We start from the raw sequence: 2,106 nt of genomic DNA on the forward strand, positions 1-2,106 counted from the left end.
GACGGAAAAAGGATTGCTCTTCGTTCTTTCAACTTCGGTCTTTCAGCTTTAGTCTTTGAGCTTTCAACTTTTATCTTTACTCTTTGCTCCTTGCTCTTTACTCTTTCAACTTCGGTCATCGGTCATCGGTCTTTAGTCTTTGAGCTTTCAACTTTTATCTTTGCTCTTTACTCTTTCAACTTCGGTCATCGGTCATCGGTCTTCGGCCTCCTTGCTCAAAAAAGAAAAAACCCTACCGGCTGTTTAGGTTGATTGATCAAGCGTGCCGATAGGGTTATCTAAATTAGGTAATTAAAGGATAAGATATGCTTAAATGCAAAGTGTTGTCATATTGATAGCCTTGTGGGTTTCCATCACTGCTCTTACTACTTTGGCTAAGTTCGAAAACCTTACCTCTCGGCTTTTCATCGTCAGGCGTACTTTCTTTGGCAAAAGTAATTGGCCAACGCTGTGTGATGAAAATTCGACATTGTTCTCCTGTATGGGAAACAAGTCGGTCATCCAATTGGGCCAAGAAATTCAGCTGTGATGCTTCCAATAAAAAGTGTCGGTTAACCCAACTTCTAAAGTCGGCGGTTACACTTGCTGCTTCCAAAAACAGCTCCGCATCTGTTAAGTTGTAAAGTTCAGCTAGTAAGGTATTAACACCAGCCGTACTTAAAGGTAATTTTTCCATTTTTTAATAAGTTAAAATTTAGATACTCATGGTTGCAACTTTTGCAACCTTCCTAAATTATACCCTATAAAGCATCCGCCAGCAATATTTAACCTACCAAAATGGTGAAATGACGTTTTTTAATGGCGAATGGTCAAAACCAATAACCATCAGCCGCAAAGTGCAATGGCACGCTTACCAATTTAATCCTTAGAAACGAAAAAACAATCCATTATTTGTGGTCACACACCTACCTCATTAAATTAGAAAGGATACGGTTGGTACAGGAAGCCCTGGTAACCTGCGCCCTTTTACATCGGTATTGCCAAGCACACCTATTTGCAATAAACATTAATTTTCAATACATTGCTTAATTATAGATTCCAAAGTTTTGATGACGTCTCTAAAATTATATCTCTCCAAACTAAAGGCCAAGCTCAAAAAGTACTTTAAAAAGAAGCTCTTTTGGAAACTAATGGCCGCTTTGCTAATGGCAACATATACCTCTTGGTATGTCCAGCCCATAGCTACCTCCCGCTTGGTAAAAATGCCCGGTTTTTATAGCTCATTTATTTTTAGTTTTCTCTTAACAATGTTTATCTTTTGGCTGACCAATAAAGTCAATAGCACCCTCAACAAAAACTACAAATGGTTTAATGGAAAAGAAAAGCGCTTGCTAATGCAGCTGGCCTTTGGCCTCTTGGGTATTGCGCTTATAGATTATATGTTGGTGCGTACTTATTTTTGGGTGTTCAATATCAACTTTAAAACCAGTGGCTTTATGGATATAGAGTTTCCAATGACCATAGGGCTCTTGCTAACGCTAAATACACTGTACCTAGTAGAAGAAATGTCGCCAGCTTATTTCGAAGAAAAAGCAAAACAAGGCTATGCGCAAATAATAGATGCCCACTTAATGAGCAAGTACTTTGCGCTTAATATAGAAGAGGTGGTATGTTTAAAAAGAGAAGGTAACATAGGTTTCCTTTGGCACGAGAACAAAACGTGCTACAACATCAATTATAAGATGGACCAGTTAAATAAAATGCTCAATCCGGCGGCCTTTGTACAAATCAATCGCTCAGAAATTTTTGCGCTTAAAAGCATAGCTGGCTTCGATAAAGCTAATGCCACCATATTACTCAAACAACCGCTAGCACAAGTAGAAGGTAAAATAAGTAAAGGACGGTATAAAGCATTTATCAAGGCATTTACAAAATACAATGAAAGCCAAGAAAATATAAAATCAACAACAAACCTTAACTAAAAGCCGGTTTAATTTACAAACTAAGGCACTGTTTAAATTTCTTTTGCATAAAACACAGGTGTCATGTTTAGCCTGTAGAAACATTAATTGCAAGTAGTCTTCTACTACTTGTTCCGATTTATCGGAAAGGTCAGCCTTGACAAATAAAAGATTTCATTGAAATTTAGAAGCTGTTTAAATTTCA

The 2,106-nt window shown here is 37.5% G+C and carries 3 protein-coding genes; 2 read left to right on the forward strand and 1 reads right to left on the reverse strand.

What is annotated here, in order from left to right; translation table 11 throughout:
- A partial coding sequence (locus B3I52_RS03170) for a hypothetical protein (RefSeq protein ID WP_293298626.1) occupies positions 1–252 on the forward strand: 252 nt, incomplete at its 5' end.
- A gap of 31 nt (positions 253–283) precedes the next feature.
- On the opposite strand, the gene B3I52_RS03175 is transcribed toward B3I52_RS03170, so the two are convergent.
- Positions 284–676, reverse strand: a complete 393-nt coding sequence (locus B3I52_RS03175) for a hypothetical protein (protein ID WP_293298628.1) — start codon at positions 674–676, stop codon at positions 284–286.
- Positions 677–1,247: 571 nt separating this feature from the next.
- On the opposite strand from B3I52_RS03175, the gene B3I52_RS03180 reads away from it, so the two are divergent.
- A complete protein-coding gene (locus B3I52_RS03180; RefSeq protein WP_293298631.1) occupies positions 1,248–1,922 on the forward strand; it encodes a LytTR family DNA-binding domain-containing protein in 675 nt (224 codons plus the stop codon).
- The last annotated feature ends 184 nt before the right edge of the window (positions 1,923–2,106 follow it).

Origin of the sequence: Pedobacter sp. UBA4863 (assembly GCF_002399615.1) — a bacterium.
GTDB lineage: Bacteria > Bacteroidota > Bacteroidia > Sphingobacteriales > Sphingobacteriaceae > Pedobacter.